This window comes from Kitasatospora sp. NPDC101108, from assembly GCF_055584725.1.
Genome location: NZ_JBVJLM010000009.1, coordinates 210,340 through 223,829, shown reverse-complemented (window position 1 = coordinate 223,829; position 13,490 = coordinate 210,340). Strand labels below are relative to the sequence as shown.

The following is a 13,490-nucleotide window of genomic DNA, read 5'->3' as shown; positions in this document are numbered from 1 at the left end:
AGTCAGTCCTGGATCCGGCGCCAGGGCCGGTCCGCCTCCAGGGCGAAGGCCAGCTCCAGCAGCACCCGCTCCTGCCCGTGCGCGGCCGACAGGTGCACCCCGATCGGCAGCCCGCTCGGGGCCGCCCCGGCGGGCAGCGAGATGCCCGGGCCGCCGGTCACGTTGTTGACCGGGGTGAAGGCGACGTAGCGCAGCAGCCGCTCGACCAGCTCGTCGAAGGCGACGTTCGGGCTGAGGTGCCCGATCGGCGGGGCGGTGTGGGCGAGCACCGGGGAGAGGATCGCGTCGTGCTCCCGGAAGATCCCCGCGTACACCGCCTCGGCCCGGCGCAGCCGCCGCAGCACGCCCGGGGTGCGCCGGAACTCGGCCCGGAAGCTGCGGCGCAGCCCGGTGGTCAGCCCGTCCAGCTTCCCGGCCCGGAAGCTCGGGTCGAGCACCAGCCGGCCGGTGACCGCGATCACCCAGGCGATGTAGCCCCAGTACGAGAGGAAGTCGCGGGAGAACTCCTCGCCGAACGGCAGGGTGGTGGGCACGACCCGGTGGCCCATCGCCTCCAGCCGGGCGGCGGTCTCCTCGACGGCCCGGCGGGTCGCCTCGTCGGTCTTGGCGATCGGCGAGTCGACGACCAGTCCGATCCGCAGCCCGCGCTCCCCGGGGCCCTCGACCAGGCCGAGCGGGGGCAGCTCCGGGTTGCGGTGGTGGCGTTCGGCGGCGGCGAAGAAGGCGGCGGTGTCGCGCACCGAGCGGGTCACCACCCCGTCGGTGACCAGGTCGATCGGCAGCTTTCCGCCCTGGGCGTTGGTCACCAGCCGGCCGCGGGTGGGCTTGAGGCCGACCAGTCCGCAGCAGGCCGCCGGGATGCGGATCGACCCGCCGCCGTCGTTCGCGTGCGCGATCGGCACCACGCCGGCCGCCACCAGGGCGGCCGCGCCGCCCGAGGAGGCGCCGGGCGAGTGCGAGGTCTTCCACGGGTTGCGCACCGGCTGGGCGGTGGCGAACTCGGTGGAGGCGTTCAGGCCGAACTCGGGCAGCCTGGTCTTGCCGAGCACCGCCAGGCCGGTGGACAGCAGCTGGTCGGTGAAGCGCGCGTTGCGGCGGGCCGGACGGGCGCGGAAGGCCTCGCTGCCCATGCCGGTGGGCAGGCCGCGCAGGTCGACGTTGTCCTTGAGGTAGGTCGGCACTCCCCAGAGCGGTCCGCCGATGCCCTCCCGGCTGATCCGGGGCCGGTCGTAGCAGGCGTGGGCGACGGGCATCAGCGCGCCGTCCATTCGTGCGGCACGGGCGGCGGCGGCCGCGACCAGCTCCCGGGGGTTGACCTCGCCGGCCCGGACCAGGGCGGCCAGTGCCACCGCGTCGTGCGCGCCGAGGGCGTCGTCGGTGAACGCGTGGGCCCGCTCGTCGGCCATCCCAACTCCCAACCGGTCGTAGCACGTCGCCGTACCGGCGGGTATACCGGCCGGTAATCGTACGGAGCTTCGCAGTGTAGGCGCGCGGCACCGCCCCCGGAAACCCCTGCGCCCGGCGGCCCCGGGCGAGCCGTCAGCCACCTTGGGGCGCACGGGCGTTCGGCACGCGCCCCCGCGTTCATCCCACCCGCCGGTCACACACCGTTTCGCCGCCGGGCGCCGGGAAAGATCCCGATCGCCCGATGAACCGGCCCATCCCAGAGGTGACGCCCGTGACCACCCAGTACCACCCGACCGCCCAGTACACCTCGGTCACCGCGCCCGGCGCGCTCCCCCTGCTCGGTCACGCCCCCGCCTTCATCCGCAGCCCGCTGGACTTCGTGGCCGGCCTCGCCGCCCACGGCGACCTGGTCCGGCTGCGGCTCGGCCCGCTCGACGCGTACGTCGCCTGCCACCCCGACCTGGTGCGCCGGCTGCTCACCGAGGACCGCACCTACGACAAGGGCGGCATCATCATCGAGAAGGCCCGCGAGGCCTTCGGCAACGGCCTCGCCACCTGCCCCGCCGCCGCCCACCGGCGCCAACGCCGCATGCTGCAGCCCGCGTTCCACCGCGACCGGCTGCCCGGCTACGCCGCCATGATGGCCGAGGAGATCGCCGGCACCACCGCCCGCTGGCGCGACGGCGACGTGGTCGACGTGCCCGCCGCGATGTACCGCCTCAGCACGGCCGTCACCGCCCGCTGCCTGTTCGCCGCGCACGAGCGGGCCGGCACCCTGCCCGTCCACGACTCCATGGACGTGGTCACCCGCGGCGTCGCCCGCCGGATGATGCTGCCGCTGCCCGGCGCCGACCGGATCCCCACCCCCGGCAACCGCCGCTTCCAACGCGCCCGGCGGGACCTGCGGGAGATCACCCGGCTCCTGATCGCCGACTACCGCGCGGCCGGCACCGACCACCAGGACCTGCTCTCCGTGCTGCTCAGCGCCCGCGACGAGCACGGCCGGGGCCTGTCCGACGGCGAGATCCACGACCAGGTGGTCACCTTCCTGCTGGCCGGCATGGAGACCAGCGCCGCCACCCTCTCCTGGGCCTGGACCCTGCTCGCCGCCAACCCCGCCGTCCGCGAGCGCCTGCACACCGAACTCGACACCGTCCTCGACGGCCGCCCCGCCCGCCACGAGGACCTGGCCTCGCTGCCGCTCACCGCCAGGATCGTCAGCGAGACCCTCCGGCTCTACCCGCCCGCCTGGATCCTCAGCCGAACCGTCACCGCCGACACCGAACTCGGCGGCCACCGCCTCCCGGCCGGCGCCACCGTCCTGTACAGCCCCTACCTGCTGCACCGCCGCGCCGATCTCTTCCCCTGCCCCGACCGCTTCGACCCCGACCGCTGGCTCACCACCGCCCGCCCCGCCCCCGGCACCTACACCCCCTTCGGCCTCGGCGCCCGCCGCTGCATCGGCGACGCCTTCGGCACCACCGAGGCCGCCCTCGCCCTCGCCACCATCGCCGCCCGCTGGACCGTCACCCCCACCCGCGGCCGCCCCATCCGCCCCCAGCGCAGCTCCTCGCTGTCCCCCCGCTCCTTCACCGCGACGCTCAACCGCCGCATCCGCTGACGGACACACCGAGCCGGCGCCCACCGGCGTTCGGTACTGTCCCGGGACGGGCGGTCGCATCCGGGCCGACCCGACCCTCCGCTCGACCGGGACACCATCAGCACATGAACCCTCGAAGCCCGTCGGGGCTCCTCACCGGGCCGCCGAACGCCCTTCGCACGTACCCGCGGCGCTCGCCGCTGACGCTCGTCTACGTCCTCCTGCTGCTGCTCGGACACGCCTGGGTCGAGTACGGCCTCTCCGGCCCGCAGGCCGACGACCTGCGCGGCTACATCAGCACCAACCTGGACAACCTGCACGACCACCCGGTCCGCGCCCTGATCGGCAGCGCCCTGCTGTACGACGGCACCCTCACCGACATCGCCTCCACCGGCTTCGGCGGCACCCTGATCACCCTCGGCCTCGGCATCGTCGTCGGCCTCGCCTGGGCCGAACGCCGCTACGGCACGCGCCGCGCCGCCGCGGTCTTCCTGGCCGGGCACGTCGGCGCCACCCTGATCACCGCCCCGGTGATCCTCCTCGCCCTCGACCAGGGCTGGTACCCGGCCGACGTACGGGAGGCCTCCGACTACGGCATCAGCTACGGCGCCCAGGCCGCCCTGGCCTTCGCGGTGCTCGCCCTCCCCCGCTGGGCCCGCCTGCCCTGGGCCGCCTTCGTCCTCGCCTGGCCCCTCGCCGGCAACCACGCATGGCCCGGCCCCATCCCCGGGTTCACCACCGTCGGCCACCTCCTCGCCGCCGCCCTCGGCTTCGCCCTCGCCGCCGCCACCGCCCACCGCCGCACCACCGCCCTCGCCCCCGCGAGCACCGGGGGGTGAACTCCCTCCGGGGCCGCCGGGAGGGTCACCGCGGGGGGCGGCGGTCGGCGGCGAGGGTGGTCAGCAGGTGCTCGATCGCCGCCAGGCGCTCCCGCAGCTCGTCGACATCGCCCTTGGTCGCGCTCTGTTCGGCCGCCTTGAGGGTGACCAGGAGCTGGCCGTCCGGCTCCAGGCGCGCCCGGGCGACGTCGCTGAGGTTGTCGCCGTTCTGCAGCCGGACGGCGTGCTCCAGCTCGGACGGGCGCAGCGAAAGCTCCCGCAGTGCGCCGGGCACCAGCTTGCCGTCGCGGACCACCGTGGTGGGCTCGCCCTCCAGGACACGGGCGGCGCGCGGGTCGCGGGCCAGCCAGCGGGTGACGCCGGAGTTCACCACGATCAGGGTGACGGCGCCGATGGCGCCGCCGAGCAGGCTGTTGTCGTTGCCGATGATCGCGTTCTGCACCACGTTGGAGAGCAGGAACACCACCACCATGTCGAAGGTGTTCAGCCCCGCCAGTCCGCGCTTCCCGGCGAGCCGGAACAGCGCCAGGATCAGCACGTAGACGGCGACCGTCCGGAGGATCTTCTCCACGATCGGAATCTGGACGACCACCAGGTCATGCCACACGGCCCCGCTCCTCCCACCACGACTTCCGGAACGGGGCCGACGCTACTCCGCGGTCCGCCTACGAGCGCCGCTTCGGCTTGCCCCGCCGGGCCGCGGCCGGGCCGCCACCCCGCCCCTTCTGCGGGCCCGCCTTCTGCGCACCGGCCTTCTGCCCGGCCGCCTTCTGGCCGCCCGCCTTCTGCCCGCCGGCCTTCTGCTGCTGGGGCTTGCGCGGCGCCGCCGCCTTCTTCGGCTGCGCCTCGGCCGCCTGCCCGGCCCCGCGGCCGCGCGAGCTGTTGACCGTGCGCCCGCGGACGATCCCGATGAACTCCTCCACCAGGTCCGTGGTCCGCTCCTGCGGCCAGGACAGCGCCACCTGCGACTGCGGCCCCTCCACCACCGGCCGGTAGGTGAGGTCCCGCCGGTGGTGGAGCCGGGCCAGCGACTGCGGGACGAGCAGCACGCCGACGTTGGCCGCCACCAGCTCGACCGCGTCCGCCGTGGTGTCCGGGCGGGCGATCGCCGGGCGCCCGGGCAGGGTGTCGGCGGTGAAGCCGAGGGTGTCGTCCAGCGGGTGGAAGACCACCTCCTCGGCCAGGTCGTCGAGGGCGACCTCCTCGGCGGCGGCGAGCCAGTGATCCTTGGGGAAGACCACGACGGTGGTCTCGGTGTACAGCGGGATCGCGCTGAGCACGTCCTTGTCGACCGGCAGCCGGACCAGTCCGGCGTCCACCCCGCCCTCGCGAACCGTCCGCTCGGCCTCGGTGGAGGGCACCGCGACCAGGTCGAGCGGGACGTCCGGGAGCCGCTCGACCCAGACCCGGGCCCATTTGCCGGGGGTCACGCCCGGGACGTACGCGAGCCGGAAGGACGGGTTCACCTGCATGTCTGTCACAGGGCAAGGCTACCGACCGTGACCGGAAGCGCCCGCGCACTCCCTTACCCTTGTCACCATGACATCGCTCAAGCAGAAGACCAGCCAGACCATGAAGCCGGCCACGGCGGCCAAGAAGCTGGGGATCTACCTCGCCGCGGCGCCGACCGACTTCCAGGAGGGCGTGGTCTCCCGCGAGGAGCTCAACGCGCTGCAGGCCTCGCCGCCGCAGTGGCTCCAGGAGCTGCGCAAGAACGGCCCGCACCCGCGCCCGGTGGTCGCCGCGAAGCTCGGCATCTCCATCTCGGGCCTGGCCCGCGGCGGCGTGACCGAGGCGCTCACCACCGCCGAGATCGACGCGATCAAGGCCGAGAACCCGCTGTGGCTCCAGCACGAGCGCGCCAACCAGGTCGACGTCCGCAAGGAGGAGGCCCGGATCAAGGCGAAGCACGAGAAGGAGGCCGCCGAGAAGGCCGCCAAGGAGTCCCAGGGCCGCTGAGCCCCCCGGAGTCCGGAATCCGGAGTCCGAAATCCTGAACATCGAATTCCGTTTCGGCGGCGGCGCGTTCACGACGAGCGGGCGGAACTCCTTTCCGCCCGCCGCGTATTGACCGCGCCGCCGCCGACTCCGAATAATCGCCCAATGACCGACCAGCCGGGCGACCGCCCGACCGCGCCCTCCGCCCAGGACGAACTCGCCGCCCTCGCCGAGGAGTTCTTCGCGGCCGAGAACGCCCACGACCCCTTCGAGGCCACCCTCAGCGGCACCGAGGGCCACGCCCGCGAGGTGCCCGACCCGTCGCGCGCGGCCGCGCTCCGCCACCGCGAGGTGCTCCGGGCCTTCGGCGCACGCCTGGCCGCGATCCCGCTGGACGGACTGACCGGCGAGGACCGCCTCACCCACCGGGTGCTCGCCCGGCTGATCGAGAACAACAGCGGCCGGATCGCCCACGGACTGGACGACTTCAGCGTCTCCGCGACCATCGTCGCCCCGCACAACACGGTCTTCGCCACCTTCGCCATGACCGCCGTCGACCAGGAAGGCACCGACGCCTACCTGGAGCGGCTGGCCGGACTGCCCGGCTACTTCGACGCCGTCCTGCAGCGCAGCCTGGACGCCGCCGCCGAGGGCCGGCTGCCGCTGCGCAGCGGGGTGGACGCCGCCGTGACCCAGTTGGACGGCTACCTGGCCGCCGACCCGACCGCCGACCAGCTGCTGCGCCCGCTCCAGGGCCGCCCGGAGTACGAGCGGGCCCGGGCGATCGTGCGCGAGGGCGTCCGGCCGGCGATGGCCCGCTACCGGGCCGGGCTGGCCCAGCGGCTGGCGCCGACCGCCCGTCCGGACACCGAGGCCGGGGTCTGCCACGTACCGGGCGGCACCGAGGGCTACGCCGACGCCGTGGCCCGCTTCACCAGGCCCGGGCTGGACCCGGAGGAGGTGCACCGGATCGGCCTGGAGGCGGTGGCGGCACTGCGCGAGGAGTTCGCCGAACTGGGCGCCAAGGTGCTGGGCACCGCCTCCCCGGACGCCGTGCTGACCGCGCTGCGCGAGGACCCCGCGCTGCGCTTCGGCAGCGCGGCCGAGCTGATCACCCTGGTCGACGACGCGCTGGAGCGGGCCCGCCGGGCCTCGGCCGACTGGTTCCGCACGTACCCGATCGCCGACTGCGTGACCCGGGAGATCGACCCGATCGAGGCGGAGACCGCGCCACTGGCGTACTACCAGCCGCCGGGCCCGGGCGGCCTGCCGGGCACCCACTGGATCAACACGCTGCGCCCGGAGACGCGGTTCACCTACGAGTACGAGGCGATCGCCTTCCACGAGAGCATCCCCGGCCACCACTTCCAGATCGCGGTCGCCCAGACCCTGCACCACCTGCCGCGGTTCCGGCAGCGGGCGACGGCCGCGCTGACCGCCCACGTCGAGGGCTGGGGCCTGTACACCGAGCGGCTGGCGGACGAGATGGGCCTGTACAGCTCGGAGCTGTCCCGCTTCGGCATGCTCTCGATGGACGCGCTGCGGGCGGTACGCCTGGTGGTGGACACCGGGATGCACCACTACGGCTGGTCCCGCGAGCGGGCCATGGCCTACCTGCGGGAGAACACCGCGACCCAGGAGTCCAACGTCCGCAACGAGATCGACCGCTACCTCGCCTGGCCGGGCCAGGCCACCGCCTACCTGATCGGCCGTCGGGAGATCGTCCGGCACCGCGAGCGGGCGCAGGCCGCGCTCGGCGGGCGCTTCGACGTCCGGGAGTTCCACCACGAGCTGATCGGGCACGGCAGCCTGCCGCTGGACGTGCTGGACGACGTGGTCACGGACTGGATAGCGGCCGCCCGGTAGCGGCTGCGGTGCCGGGGGGCCCACGCACCGGGTCGACGTGCCCGAGGTCAGGGAGAGGGTGTGCCCGTCCTGCCCGAGGAAGGCGTCGGTGACCGACGGCAGGCCGAAGTCGGTGACGGTCTCCCCGGGGACGGCCGAACCCGCCACCGCGTCCGTCGGGGCCCGGTGGATCGTTCGAACCCGGTCCGAACACGATTCCTTCACGGCTCGGACAGATCGGGAACCGGCCGCGCCGGGGCGGCGGCGAACCTGTCGGAGCGTCAAGGATGCGGAAACGATTCCGCGCGCCCGCCACAGTCCTCCAGCGCCGTACGTGGCGTCACCCGTTCGGCCCCGTCGACACGGTAGTGTCCGCTGACGCGGCCTCCGGCACCCTCGCCGGCGGGCCGCCCGTACCACCGCAACGACCTGGAGGAACTCCGTGCCGGCTCCCGCCCGAGGCGCCCTCGCCATAGCCGCGGCCGTCCTGCTCGCCGCAGCCGCCGCAGGCTGCTCGTCCGGCGGCGGCCACACCGCCAAGGACGGCGCCCACGGCACCGCCCCGGCGGCCGCGGGCGACGCCGCCCAGCCCGCCCCGGCCAAGATCGTGACCGGGCCCGGCCCGAAGAGCTCCTACGACGCCCAGCCGCAGCCTGCGGCGGGCAGCTGCCACTACCGCTACGCGGCGGACAAGCAGCCCCTGCCCGACCCCGCCTGCACCCCGGGCGCGATCAGCCCGGCCGTCAACCAGGGCAACATCAACGACACCATCTGCAAGCCGGGCGGCTACACCTCGACCATCCGCCCGCCGGCGAACGTCACCGGCAAGGAGAAGGCCGAGAACGCCAAGTCCTACGGCTACACCGGCCCGATGGGCGACGCCGAGTACGACCACCTGATCAGCCTGCAGCTCGGCGGCGATCCCAACGACCCGCGCAACCTGTGGATCCAGCCGCCCTCCCCCGGCCACGTCCCGGGCAAGGGCCCGAACAACCCCAAGGACTCGGTGGAGACCCACCTGCACACCGCGATCTGCAAGGGGCAGGTCACCCTGGCCGCCGCCCAGCAGGCGATCGCCACCGACTGGACGACGGCCGAGGTGAAGCTCGGCATCAGCAAGGGCGCCACCGCCGCGCCCACCGCGGAGGCGGACGCCGACGGGGACTGACCCGCCTGACGTCCTCCGGCCGGCTTCCCGCGGCGAACCGTTTCGGCCCTCGCGGCGGCCGGTCGGCCGGTGCGCCACCCGGTCGGGCGTCGCCGCCCCCGCTCAGCCGGTGCCGCGCCCCAGCGTTTCGACCAGCTCGGCGATGGTGTCGAACGGCCGGTACTCCGCGAACTCCGCGCCCAGCGCGCGGGCCCGCTCGCGGAACCGGCCCTCGCCCAGCACCCGCTCGACCGCCCGGCCGACCGCCTCCGGGGCCGGGCGGCCGGTGCGCAGGTCCAGCCCCACGCCGGCCCACTGCACCCGGGCCGCCACCTCCGGCTTGTCCTCGCTCGCCCCGGCCACCACCAGCGGCACCCCGTACCGCAGCGCGGTCTGCACCCCGCCGTAACCGCCGTTGCTCACCAGCACGTCGGTGTGCGGCAGCAGGCGGTCGAACGGGACGTACCCGGCGGCGCGGACGTTGGCCGGCAGGCTGCCGCCGAACAGTTCGGCCAGCACCCGCGGGCCGTCCGGACGGGCGGTGGCGGCCACCACCAGCACGTCCCGCTCGGCCAGGGCGCCGACCGTCGGCGCCACCAGCTCGCCCAGGTCGTCATTGGCCAGCGTCCCCTGGGTCACCACCACGACCGGACGCCCGCCGTCGGTGACCTCGTCCCACCACTCGGGCAGCGGCCGGTCCTCGTCGACGTTCCCGGGCAGCGCGCCGATCAGCCGGTACGAGGCGGGCGCGTCGCTGCGCGGGTACTCGAAGCCCGGCACGGTCAGCTGCAGGAACACGTCCGGCACCGACACCTGGGCCCGACCGCGCGGTCCCTCCGGCAGCCGGACGCCCACCTCCGCGAACACCTTCTCCGCGTACCGCTGCAGCGGCTCACCGCGCCGGTCCGCCTCCTCCCGCAGCTCCCGCAGCCGGGCCCGGCCCTCCTCGCCCGGCAGCGGCGGCACCCCGAGCCCGAACGGCGCGGTGTCCACGCTCGGCAGCATCGACGGGCTGATCCCGACCCCGATCAACGCCGGGCGCTCCGCCCGCGGGCGGCTCAGGGCCAGCGGCAGCGCGCCCTGGACGAAGGCGTCGGCGATCACCGCGTCGGCCGGGAACTCCTCCAACAGCGCGAGCAGCGCCCGGTACTGGTACGGGATCGGGTCGAGGAAGACGTGCTGCACGTCGAAGGCGATCCGGGCCGGCCCGGGCGGCAGGTCCGCCCGCCCCGGGAAGGACGCGTCGAGGTCGCGGTCGTCCCAGTCGGCCTCGGCGGGCAGCGCGGCGAAGCGCACCCCCGCCCGTTCGGCGGCGGGCGCGAAGCGCGCACCGCCGAGGAAGACCACCTCGTGGCCGCGCGCGGCGAGGTCGGCGGAGATCGCCAGCAGCGGGCTGACGTGCCCGTGCGCGGGCAGGGCGGTGGTGATGATCCTGGACATTCGGAGACTCCTGCGTTCGGGCCCGGTGCGTCCTGCTCCTTGCCGGAACTCACCGTGGGCGGGGGCGGTGGACAACCGATGAACGGCTCATCTGCCCAGAACCGCACCGCCGTTCAGACCGATCACCTGCCCGGTGAGGTAGCCGGCCGCCGGGGAGGCGATGTAGGCCACCGCCTCGGCCACATCGGCGGGGGTGCCGGCCCGGCCGACCAGGGTGTCGGCGACCTTCCGGGCGTGGAACTCCTCGTTCCGGTCCGCCCCGAAGATCTCGGTTCCCACCACGTATCCGGGCGCCAGCACGTTCACCGTGATCCCGTCCGGCCCCAACTGCCGGGCCAGGCCGAAGGCCCAGCCGTGCAGGGCCGCCTTCGCCGCCGCGTACGAACCCGCCGAGTGGGGCCCCGCGCCACCGCGCTGGGCGGCCGCCGAACTGATCATCACCAGTCGGCCGCCGGGACGGCGCAGCGCGCCCTGGAGCGCGGTGGTCAGCAGCACGGCGGTGAGCAGGTTGGTGTCCAGGTCCCGCCGCCAGGAGGCGGCCAGGGCGGCCAGACCGTCGTCCTCGGGCGGGGTGATGACGGCACCCGCGTTGTTCACCAGCACGTCCACCGGCCCGAGTTCACCGACCCGGGCGGCCACTCGCTCGACCGCCGCCGGGTCGGCCAGGTCCCCCGCCACCGGCACGACCGCCCCCGGCCCGGCGTCCCGCTCGATCTCTGCCCGGGCCTCCTCCAGCACCGCGGCGCGACGCCCGAGGACCGCCACCCGGTAGCCGTCCCGGGCCAGCCGCGCCGCGATCGCCCGCCCGATCCCGGTGCCCCCACCGGACACCACCGCGAGCCGCTCGCGCGTCACCGCTCGCCCCCGTCCTGGTAGGAGGAGCGCATCAGCCCGGTCGACCACGCGAGCCGGCGGACCTCGCCGCGCGGCCCGAACTCGGCCAGGTACGGGTTCTTGCCCCGCCGGGCGAAGATGCCCACCGGCGGCACGTCGGTGTGGCCTCGCGGGTGCCGGGCGCCGCTCTCGGCCTTCCCCTCCGGGGCGGGGTCGACGTGGTACACCACCTCCGGGTGCGAGAACTCCGCCGGCCCGTACGGCGCCTCCGCGGTGAACTGCCCGCCGTCCAGCCGGATCACGGCCGCGACGCTCCCCCCGCCGTCGCCGCGCACCTCCTCGCGCCCTCGACCACCCGGGTCCACCGGACGTACCGTCACTTCCCCCATGCCGCTTCCCCCTTCGACGTCGAACAGTTCACTCGGTACGGTAGCGATCCGAACACGCGGACGACCGAGGGGGGCGGGCCCGGGTGCCGGAAACCACGGTCGAGTCCACGCCGCACCGGCGCCGGCGTTGCGCGATGCTCGGCGCGCTGAGCTCGCACCTGCTGCTGCCGCAGGGCCGCCGGTTCCCCGCACCGGCGAGCCGCCGAGCGCCCCGACCCGCTTCAGACCGCCAACTTCCGGGCGATCCAGAGCAGTTCGGCCGCCCGCAGAACCCGGCCGCCGAACCCCGGCAGCGGTACGTGCAGCGGCCCGGTCCAGCGCGACGGGATGGCCGCCAGGCCGTAGCGGGCACCGGCCAGGCCGCCGGTGACGGCGGCGACGGTGTCGGTGTCCCCACCGAGGTCGACGGCGGCGCACAGCGCCTGCTCGAAGCCGTCGGTGGTGCGCAGGGCCCAGACCGCCGAGCCCAGACAGGGCCAGACGGCGCCGTTCGCCTCGGTGGCGCGGTCGGGGTGCCAGTCGGGGGCGAGGACGGTGGCGTAGCGCTCGCGGTGGTCGGGATGGACGGCGGCCAGCACGGCGGGGAGTTCGCCGAGCGGGTCGGTGCCGTCGAGGGCGACGCGGACCAGCTCGTGGAAGATCGCCGTCCCCTCCCAGGCGGCCCGGTCCCCGTGGGTGAGCGCGGCGATCCGGCGGGCGGCGTCCATGGTCGCCTGCCGTCCGGCGTGCGCGAAGGCGACGGCCGAGGTGGCGGCGCGCATCAGCGAGCCGTTGCCCGCGGCGCGCAGGGTGCTGTTGACGTGGATGGCGGCGGCGAGGTCCCAGGGGTCGCCGCTGGTGAGGACGGACTCGGTCTGGATCCCGATGTCCTTGGGCTCGGCGGCGGCCCAGCGGCGGAACCGGTCGAAGATGTCCGGGAGGTCCAACTCCCTGCGCTCGATGAGTGATTCGGCGACCAGGACGGCCATCTGGGTGTCGTCGGTGGCCTCACCGGGCTCCCAGCCCCCACCGGCGACCAACTCGGCGCTCCCCGCGGGGAAGCGGGCCGAGAGGCCGCCGGCCGGGCCGAACTCGTAGGGGGCGCCGAGGGCGTCGCCCACGGCTGCTCCGAGTACGGCACCGGCCGCGCGGCCGTCCCGGCCGTCCGGGTCCGCCAGGTCTGTCGGATCCGCCGGGCCTGTCGGGTCCGCCGGGTCGGCCGGGTCGGTCACACCTGGCCCGGGACGATGGGCAGGCCCCGCTTGTGCTCGGTGCGGCGGTAGTGGCCGACGACGGTGTCGAAGACCTGCTCGCTGACCTCGCGGCCCTCCAGGAAGTCGTCCAGGGCCTCGTACTCGACGCCGAGCGCGTCCTCGTCGGGCTTGCCGGGGGCCAGGTTCTCCAGGTCGGCCGTGGGAACCTTGCCGACCAGCTCCGCAGGAGCCCCCAAGTGGGCCGCCACCGAGCGGACCTGACGCTTCGTCAGACCGGAGAGCGGCATCACGTCGGCCGCGCCGTCGCCGAACTTGGTGAAGAAGCCGACGGCGGCCTCGGCCGCGTGGTCGGTACCGACGACCAGCCCGCCGGCGGCGCCCGCGGCCGCGTACTGGACGACCATCCGCTGGCGGGCCTTGATATTGCCGCGCACGAAGTCCTCGTGGGCGTGGTCACGGAAGGTGACACCGGCCGTCAGCAGGGCGTCGAAGGCCGCGTCGGTGGCGGGCTTGATGTCGACGGTGAGCACCTCGTCGGCCCGGATGAAGTCGAGCGCGCGCTGGGCGTCCGCCTCGTCCGCCTGGACGCCGTACGGCAGCCGCATCGCCGTGAAGGCCGCCCGGTACCCCTCGGCGCGCAGCCGCTCGACGGCGAGCTGGCAGAGCCGCCCGGTGGTGGTGGAGTCCACCCCGCCGCTGATGCCCAGCACCAGGCTGCGCGCGCCGGAGGCCCGCAGCTGTTCGGCGAGGAAGGCCACCCGGCGCTCGGCCTCCTTCGCGGGGTCGGCGACGGGCACCACCCCGAGGGCCAGGGCGATCTCGCGCTGGACGTCCGCGGGCAGGGTCTCGGTCATGGTC

General features: G+C 74.9%; 13 protein-coding genes. 5 read left to right on the top strand and 8 right to left on the bottom strand.

What is annotated here, in order from left to right; all coding sequences use genetic code 11:
* Positions 1–2 precede the first annotated feature (2 nt).
* Positions 3–1,406, bottom strand: a complete 1,404-nt coding sequence (locus ACZ6Z8_RS21400; RefSeq protein WP_465611618.1) for an amidase — start codon at positions 1,404–1,406, stop codon at positions 3–5.
* Positions 1,407–1,678: 272 nt separating this feature from the next.
* On the opposite strand from ACZ6Z8_RS21400, the gene ACZ6Z8_RS21395 reads away from it, so the two are divergent.
* Positions 1,679–3,028, top strand: a complete 1,350-nt coding sequence (locus ACZ6Z8_RS21395; protein WP_465611617.1) for a cytochrome P450 — start codon at positions 1,679–1,681, stop codon at positions 3,026–3,028.
* A 104-nt stretch (positions 3,029–3,132) separates the two neighbouring features.
* Complete coding sequence (locus tag ACZ6Z8_RS21390; protein WP_465611616.1) at positions 3,133–3,846, top strand: rhomboid-like protein; 714 nt, start codon at positions 3,133–3,135, stop codon at positions 3,844–3,846.
* Positions 3,847–3,871: 25 nt separating this feature from the next.
* Here the strand turns inward: ACZ6Z8_RS21390 and ACZ6Z8_RS21385 are convergent, their stop codons facing one another.
* Together ACZ6Z8_RS21385 and ACZ6Z8_RS21380 are read right to left on the bottom strand one after the other, a co-directional pair.
* A complete protein-coding gene (locus ACZ6Z8_RS21385; protein WP_465611615.1) occupies positions 3,872–4,453 on the bottom strand; it encodes a DUF421 domain-containing protein in 582 nt (193 codons plus the stop codon).
* Positions 4,454–4,511: 58 nt separating this feature from the next.
* Complete coding sequence (locus ACZ6Z8_RS21380) at positions 4,512–5,327, bottom strand: LysR family substrate-binding domain-containing protein (RefSeq protein ID WP_465611614.1); 816 nt, start codon at positions 5,325–5,327, stop codon at positions 4,512–4,514.
* A gap of 58 nt (positions 5,328–5,385) precedes the next feature.
* On the opposite strand from ACZ6Z8_RS21380, the gene ACZ6Z8_RS21375 reads away from it, so the two are divergent.
* From ACZ6Z8_RS21375 to ACZ6Z8_RS21365, 3 genes are all read left to right on the top strand, one after another.
* The gene (locus ACZ6Z8_RS21375; protein WP_402823269.1) at positions 5,386–5,805 is read left to right on the top strand and encodes a DUF5997 family protein; all 420 of its coding nucleotides are present in this window, start codon (positions 5,386–5,388) and stop codon (positions 5,803–5,805) included.
* Positions 5,806–5,949: 144 nt separating this feature from the next.
* Positions 5,950–7,650: a DUF885 domain-containing protein gene (locus tag ACZ6Z8_RS21370; protein ID WP_465611613.1), complete on the top strand. Its 1,701-nt coding sequence runs from the start codon at positions 5,950–5,952 to the stop codon at positions 7,648–7,650.
* A gap of 421 nt (positions 7,651–8,071) precedes the next feature.
* Positions 8,072–8,797, top strand: a complete 726-nt coding sequence (locus ACZ6Z8_RS21365; protein WP_465611612.1) for a hypothetical protein — start codon at positions 8,072–8,074, stop codon at positions 8,795–8,797.
* 102 nt (positions 8,798–8,899) lie between these two features.
* On the opposite strand, the gene ACZ6Z8_RS21360 is transcribed toward ACZ6Z8_RS21365, so the two are convergent.
* The 5 genes from ACZ6Z8_RS21360 to nadE form a co-directional block, all read right to left on the bottom strand.
* Positions 8,900–10,216 (bottom strand): glycosyltransferase, encoded by a 1,317-nt coding sequence (locus tag ACZ6Z8_RS21360; protein ID WP_465611611.1) that lies wholly within the window; start codon positions 10,214–10,216, stop codon positions 8,900–8,902.
* A gap of 87 nt (positions 10,217–10,303) precedes the next feature.
* Positions 10,304–11,071 (bottom strand): SDR family NAD(P)-dependent oxidoreductase, encoded by a 768-nt coding sequence (locus ACZ6Z8_RS21355; protein ID WP_465611610.1) that lies wholly within the window; start codon positions 11,069–11,071, stop codon positions 10,304–10,306.
* Positions 11,068–11,439: a tRNA (N6-threonylcarbamoyladenosine(37)-N6)-methyltransferase TrmO gene (locus ACZ6Z8_RS21350; RefSeq protein ID WP_465611609.1), complete on the bottom strand. Its 372-nt coding sequence runs from the start codon at positions 11,437–11,439 to the stop codon at positions 11,068–11,070. The genes ACZ6Z8_RS21355 and ACZ6Z8_RS21350 overlap by 4 nt, the downstream gene beginning before the upstream one ends.
* 221 nt (positions 11,440–11,660) lie before the next feature.
* Positions 11,661–12,596 carry an ADP-ribosylglycohydrolase family protein gene (locus tag ACZ6Z8_RS21345; RefSeq protein WP_465611694.1) on the bottom strand — a complete coding sequence of 312 codons (936 nt, stop codon included), beginning with the start codon at positions 12,594–12,596 and terminating at the stop codon, positions 11,661–11,663.
* Between the two features lie 50 nt (positions 12,597–12,646).
* A complete protein-coding gene (gene nadE / locus ACZ6Z8_RS21340; RefSeq protein WP_465611608.1) occupies positions 12,647–13,486 on the bottom strand; it encodes an ammonia-dependent NAD(+) synthetase in 840 nt (279 codons plus the stop codon).
* Between the last annotated feature and the right edge of the window lie 4 nt (positions 13,487–13,490).

Bases quoted from the DNA above. Each gene is read 5' to 3' on its own strand.
- nadE (WP_465611608.1), bottom strand. From the start codon at position 13,486: ATGACCGAGACCCTGCCCGCGGACGTCCAGCGCGAGATCGCCCTGGCC.
- ACZ6Z8_RS21350 (WP_465611609.1), bottom strand. From the start codon at position 11,439: ATGGGGGAAGTGACGGTACGTCCGGTGGACCCGGGTGGTCGAGGGCGC.
- ACZ6Z8_RS21370 (WP_465611613.1), top strand. From the start codon at position 5,950: ATGACCGACCAGCCGGGCGACCGCCCGACCGCGCCCTCCGCCCAGGAC.
- ACZ6Z8_RS21400 (WP_465611618.1), bottom strand. From the start codon at position 1,406: ATGGCCGACGAGCGGGCCCACGCGTTCACCGACGACGCCCTCGGCGCG.
- ACZ6Z8_RS21390 (WP_465611616.1), top strand. From the start codon at position 3,133: ATGAACCCTCGAAGCCCGTCGGGGCTCCTCACCGGGCCGCCGAACGCC.
- ACZ6Z8_RS21375 (WP_402823269.1), top strand. From the start codon at position 5,386: ATGACATCGCTCAAGCAGAAGACCAGCCAGACCATGAAGCCGGCCACG.
- ACZ6Z8_RS21360 (WP_465611611.1), bottom strand. From the start codon at position 10,216: ATGTCCAGGATCATCACCACCGCCCTGCCCGCGCACGGGCACGTCAGC.